General features: G+C 47.2%; 4 protein-coding genes. 3 read left to right on the top strand and 1 reads right to left on the bottom strand.

What is annotated here, in order from left to right:
- Window positions 1-352 precede the first annotated feature (352 nt).
- From recA to GX089_12810, 3 genes are read left to right on the top strand one after another with little or no spacing between them, the layout of a single operon-like run.
- The gene (gene recA, locus GX089_12820) at window positions 353-1,417 is read left to right on the top strand and encodes a recombinase RecA (protein NLP03372.1); all 1,065 of its coding nucleotides are present in this window, start codon (window positions 353-355) and stop codon (window positions 1,415-1,417) included.
- A gap of 4 nt (window positions 1,418-1,421) precedes the next feature.
- Window positions 1,422-4,094 (top strand): alanine--tRNA ligase, encoded by a 2,673-nt coding sequence (alaS, locus tag GX089_12815; GenBank protein ID NLP03371.1) that lies wholly within the window; start codon window positions 1,422-1,424, stop codon window positions 4,092-4,094.
- Entirely contained in the window at window positions 4,091-4,846 is a 756-nt protein-coding gene (locus GX089_12810) for a geranylgeranylglyceryl/heptaprenylglyceryl phosphate synthase (GenBank protein NLP03370.1), read from the top strand. Before alaS ends, GX089_12810 begins: the two co-directional genes overlap by 4 nt.
- Window positions 4,847-4,998: 152 nt before the next feature.
- Here GX089_12810 and GX089_12805 read toward each other — a convergent pair whose 3' ends face one another.
- Complete coding sequence (locus GX089_12805; GenBank protein ID NLP03369.1) at window positions 4,999-5,709, bottom strand: hypothetical protein; 711 nt, start codon at window positions 5,707-5,709, stop codon at window positions 4,999-5,001.
- Between the last annotated feature and the right edge of the window lie 291 nt (window positions 5,710-6,000).

Below are 6,000 nucleotides of genomic sequence, written 5' to 3'. Positions count from 1 at the left end.
AGAAGAAACTTACCCGACTTGTAAATGCCAACCGTCAGGCACTAAACTGTGTCAACACAGAGGGGATAGCGGAAGACCCGCCTATGCTAAGTGGCTACGGCGGGAAAATCCGGAGTCTTCGACGGGCTGGAGCGTGGGGGAGACATCACCCTTAATTTTTCTTGACCCCTTAGTCCTGTATCTTCTCTTTTCTTCCCTGTTATTAATTGTTGGATCAAAGTACAGGAATAGTTGAGCGAATAGTAAGAACTAATAATGGCTCCTCTGAATTCTATTTCATTCCCACCCTCCAAATCGTATCTTTAAAAACTAAACATCTCTATTATAAGGTAATAACTGAGAGGAGCTTCTCATGGCTAAAAAGAACGTTGTCGATACCGAGGCAAGAAGCAGAAATACGGCACTGGAACAGGCAGTAAGTCAGATAGAAAAACAGCATGGAAAAGGCTCAATTATGCGTCTGGGGACTGCCAGTCTCCAGACCGACATTCCGGTGATCTCCACCGGTTCCCTTTCTCTCGATCTGGCACTGGGAGTAGGTGGCTTTCCCAAGGGCAGAATAATCGAAATTTATGGGCCTGAATCCTCAGGAAAAACAACTCTGGCGCTTCAGGCAATCGCCAATGCCCAGAAAAAAGGGGGAATCGCAGTACTGGTTGATGCGGAATACGCTTTCGATGCTGCTTATGCAAAGGCGCTGGGTGTGGATATTGATAACCTCCTTGTCTCTCAGCCGGATACTGGTGAGCAGGCCCTTGAGATTGTGGATACCCTTGTTCGCAGCGGCGCGATCGATATCATAGTGGTTGACAGCGTAGCTGCACTGGTACCTGCTGCAGAAATCGAAGGCGATATGGGGGATAGCCACATGGGTCTTCAGGCAAGACTCATGTCCCAGGCACTCCGTAAACTGACCGGTATTCTTTCCAAGTCAAAAACCTGCCTGATTTTCATCAATCAGCTCCGAATGAAAATCGGAGTCATGTTCGGTAACCCTGAAACCACAACCGGTGGAAATGCCCTGAAATTCTACTCCTCTGTAAGAATCGATATCCGCCGCACCGCTGCAATAAAGGATGGAGAGAATGTGGTAGGTAACCGCACCCGTGCCAAAGTGGTGAAAAACAAAGTGGCTCCGCCGTTTAAAGACGCAGAATTCGATATCCTTTACGGAAAGGGAATCTCTTTTGAAGGTGATGTGCTTGACCTCGCTGCATCGATGGGCATCGTGGAGAAAAGCGGTGCCTGGTTCTCCTATCAGGGGGAAAGAATAGGACAGGGAAGAGAGAGGTCAAGGGAGTTTCTGCTTGAAAACAGAGATGTCCTGGAGACTATCGAGAGAAAAGTCCGTGAAAAGGGGCAGATAAGACAGGGCATGGATGAAACACAGAAAGAAGAAGTAGAGGAAATGGCATAAGGGTATGAAATCTTCCAGGTCAATCAGAAAAGAGTTTATCAGGTTTTTTGAAGAACACGGGCATAGCTTTATTCCAAGCGCGCCCGTAATTCCCCATGATGATCCAACGCTTCTGTTTACGAATGCAGGGATGAACCAGTTTAAGTCGATCTTTCTGGGGGATAACCCGGGAAACCTGAAAAGAGCAGTCAACTCCCAGAAGTGCATGCGGGTGTCAGGAAAGCACAATGATCTCGAGGAGGTGGGACGCGATCAGTATCATCACACTTTCTTCGAGATGCTTGGAAACTGGTCCTTTGGTGATTACTATAAAAAAGAGGCGATTACATGGGCCTGGGAACTTTTGACTGATGTCTGGAAGCTTCCAAAAGAGCGCTTATTCGTGACTGTACACGATTCCGATGATGAAGCGGAGAGTATCTGGAAAAACCACACAGATATCGCCCATGAAAGAATCATGCGTTTCGGAGACAAGAGTAATTTCTGGGAGATGGGTGAGACCGGACCTTGCGGACCCTGCTCCGAAATTCACTACGACATGGGTGATCTCTCTACTCAGGCACAGACCTTCAGGGATCCTGTTAAGGGTGTAAATGGTCAGAACGACAGATACCGTGAGCTGTGGAATCTGGTGTTCATCCAGTACAACAGGGAAAAGGATGGTTCCCTGGTACCGCTTCCAAGAAGGCATGTGGATACAGGGATGGGGTTTGAGAGGATTGTTGCGGTTATCCAGAATGTGGATTCCAATTATGATACAGATGTCTTTACACCCATAATCAGGGAAATCGAGAATCTCAGCGGTAAAAAGTATGACAAGGGAGAACCCGGTGTCCCTTTCCGGGTGATAGCTGATCATATCCGGTCGCTTGTTTTCGGTATCACAGATGGTGCCTTTCCATCCAATGAGGGCAGAGGGTATGTGCTGAGAAGACTTCTGCGGCGGGCTTTCAGGTTCGGACGGGAACTGGGGTTCAAAGAGCCTTTTCTTTACAAACTGATACCAGTGCTGGCCCGGGAAATGGGAGAGGCTTTCCCGGAGATAACTCAGAGGGAAAGGTATCTTGAGGAGGTGATCCGTTCCGAGGAGGAACGTTTCGGGGCGACTCTGGAACAGGGACTGGAAAAATTCGCGGCAATGGTGGAAAGCAGCAGAAGAAAAGGTGGCAACACTCTTTCCGGTGCCGATGTCTTTACTCTTTACGACACCTACGGTTTTCCCATGGACCTTACCCGTCTGATGGCATCAGAGCAGAACATGACAATTGATGAAGAGGGTTACAGCCGTCTCATGGAGAGTCAGAAAAAACGTGCCAGGGAATCGAGAAAAGCCGCTGAGGGATTGACACCTGAGGGATGGATTGAACTCAGGCCGGTTTCCGGAACCGAGTTTGTAGGTTACGAAGAGCCGCTGGCACAGGTAAATGTATGCAGGTACAAGATCGTTGAAAATCAGGCCGGAATCCCGGTTTACCTTCTGATACTCGACAAGACCCCCTTCTATGCGGAATCTGGAGGGCAGATAGGCGACAAGGGCCTGCTGCGGTCATCCACAGGAAAAGAGATCTTTGTAGATGATACCCTGAAGTGGAACGAGATGGTGATCCATCAGGCCAGATCCTCCATGCCTCTTACAAGTGAGGATTTCTCATCTCCTCTGACAGCGCAGATCGACGACTCCAGGCGCAGAGATACCAGAAGAAATCATACAGCCACACACCTCCTGCAGGCTGCGCTCAGAGAAGTGCTTGGTGACCATGTCCAGCAGTCAGGCTCCAGAGTGGAACCCTCAGGCCTGCGTTTTGACTTCACTCATTTCAAGGCTCTCTCCCCGGATGAACTTGCAGAGGTGGAAAGAAAGGTAAATGAGTGGATAACCGCCAATCTGCCGGTTGTTACAACTGTCAAGGATCTCGATGAAGCGAAGGCGGAAGGAGCAACTGCTCTTTTCGGAGAAAAGTATGCCCGTAAAGTCAGGGTTATCGATATCGCTCCTGTAAGCAAGGAGCTTTGCGGAGGCACACATGTCTCCGCAACAGGTGAGATCGGTTTTTTTCACATTGTCAGTGAATCCAGCATAAGCGCGGGGATAAGACGAATCGAGGCTATAACCGGGCGGGCAACAGTCGAGTATCTGCTTGCAAAAGAAAATGTGATCACCAGCCTGACAGGGCTTCTTAAAGCTGGTGAGGGAAAACTTCTGGAAAATGTCCGGGGGCTGCTGGATAAAGTTAAGGAGCTGGGGGAACGGGTAAGTGAGCTTTCAAGCGGCCTGACATCGGGAATAGCAGAGGAACTCTTTGAGGAGGCGCGGAGAAACGGAGGGGAATTTCTCTGGATCGTGCGTAATCTGGGTCAAATTGATAAAGAATCATTCAGCCGTCTCTCAGACCTCATTTCCGATGAGATAAGGGCCAGGGGACTTGATAACATGGTCATAGTGATGGGGGCTGTGGTTGACAACAAAGCTCTCTTTTCCGCATCTGCCGGACAGACAGCAGTTAAAAAGTTCGGTATTCACTGTGGTGAACTGGTAAAAGCAGCGGCACAGAAAGCCGGCGGGGGCGGGGGCGGAAGCCCGGTGAGAGCCCAGGCTGGAGGAAAAGACCCGATGAAAATCGATGATGCACTGGAAGCGGCAAGATTGATAATTGCCGGGAAAGCAGTTGCGGCATGAAAAGAGAGATCCTTGACTCTATTCTGAAAAAGCTTTCCGGCGGGAGACGGTGCTACTGGGTGCTTCTGGATCCCGATGATTTTACGGTTGAGAAAGGGGCAGAGGTGGCAGCGGAGTCACAGAAATGCGGTGCTGATGCGATCCTGGTCGGAGGAAGCCTTCTTTACTCCAACCATTTCGATGCATTTGTTTCATCGTTGAAAAAAGCCGTTTCAATCCCGGTGATTCTTTTTCCCGGAGATGCAACCCAGTTGTCATCTGCTGCTGATGCGCTGCTGTATCTATCTCTTGTTTCGGGACGAAATCCCATGAACCTTATAGGTGAGCATGTCAAGGCTGCTCCGGTGATAAGAGAGATCGGTATTGAACCTGTTGCAACCGCATACATGCTGGTGGAATCTGGTTCGGTAAGCTCTGTTGAATTTATTAGTAACACCAGACCCCTTCCCAGAAACAAGCCCGCAATAGCCGCAGCACACGCACTTGCAGCTCAGTACATGGGCATGAGCCTGGTGTATCTGGAGGCAGGAAGCGGGGCGGTTCAATCTGTGCCGCCTGAGGTGATCAGGGCTGTGCGGTCGCAGGTGGAGATTCCCATTATTGTGGGTGGAGGAATCCGGGATGCTGCAACTGCAAAGGAGAAACTTGAAGCCGGAGCGGATATAATTGTAACCGGGAATGTGCTCAAGAACAAAGACGGCATAGGAATAATGAGAGAGATTGCCGCTGTGGTGAAGAGTTTCGGATTGTAAAGAGTTTTAAGTGAACCTGTTGTCTTTCGTCAAATGACAGCTTGTCAATTAGAGGATACTGTTTTCTTTAAACTGTACCTGTACCCGTAATCGTCCTGTTTTATAACATAAAATTATCGTTTGAAAAATGCTTTGTTTATTCGAGGCTTTTGCTAATGATGCCTGAACAGTGACCACAATTTTGTAACCCCTCTCCTTTCCTTTTTAATTACTGGAATAGCGGTAGTGCCGGTAACAGTCTGAAAATGGATACTGAAATCCCCGATACTTTCTGAACTTAAGCCCAGACATTTTAATCCTGCACCCACTTGTATAAGTGATCTCTGCATCAAATCAGAAACACGGCTGGAAATGTCCAATTCAATTCTAATGTTCTGCTTTGTCTTATCGATCAATATGATTGAAACAGCCTTGCGGTTGGAATAATTGATTTCACCGCTTTCCCAGGTTTCAGAATCATCAAATAGAGCTGCATAGTAATTTTGCTCTTTTTTAAACAATTTATTGATCAGTAAGGATAACGGCGGGTTACGTCCTGATGAACGCTGGATTGCTGGGATAATTGTGGTGCCTGTTGGGGATTGTAAACATATTTCATACTTGTTCTGAGCTAAATCCGAAATCCCAAGCTTTTCAAATCCGATTCCTGTCTGTATTAAGGATTGATTTATGATATCAGGATTTTCACCATCAGCGGCGATGTCAATTTTCAGGATGGCTTTGTTAATGCAAATTGCAGCAACAAGATAACCGCAAGTTGCAGGAGGTTCAACGCAGCCCACAATCCATTCAGGAGAACCGCTGTACAAACAAGCCTTATAGTAAAGGCCTGTTTTGTATTTTGAGACTGATAATCTACCCATAAGCCTCCATAATCCAAAAGCTTTCAAGTGTATCGGAATCTGTATTCTACATAATAATACATCGTCTGCTCCTATCTAAAATTATCATTTTTTCTTAGTTAAAAATCATAATAATCATTTTAATCAGTGGTCCGCTATTAATCAGTTAAATCGGTGGTATGATTTTGATTTCTTTTTGTAATATATTATATACAGTTGTACCTTTTACTTTTGTTTTTTGTTACACACTTTAACGCTTAATGGGGGGGAAGGGGGAAAAACTAACCAATTACTCAAATCAGAGGGGGTAGT

The organism is Fibrobacter sp. (assembly GCA_012523595.1).
In the GTDB taxonomy this organism is placed as follows: Bacteria; Fibrobacterota; Chitinivibrionia; order Chitinivibrionales; family Chitinispirillaceae; genus JAAYIG01.
Note: the sequence above shows the minus strand (reverse complement) of the source record. Positions and strands in the feature narration are given on the sequence as shown.

Bases quoted from the DNA above. Each gene is read 5' to 3' on its own strand.
- recA (NLP03372.1), top strand. From the start codon at position 353: ATGGCTAAAAAGAACGTTGTCGATACCGAGGCAAGAAGCAGAAATACG.
- alaS (NLP03371.1), top strand. From the start codon at position 1,422: ATGAAATCTTCCAGGTCAATCAGAAAAGAGTTTATCAGGTTTTTTGAA.
- GX089_12810 (NLP03370.1), top strand. From the start codon at position 4,091: ATGAAAAGAGAGATCCTTGACTCTATTCTGAAAAAGCTTTCCGGCGGG.
- GX089_12805 (NLP03369.1), bottom strand. From the start codon at position 5,709: ATGGGTAGATTATCAGTCTCAAAATACAAAACAGGCCTTTACTATAAG.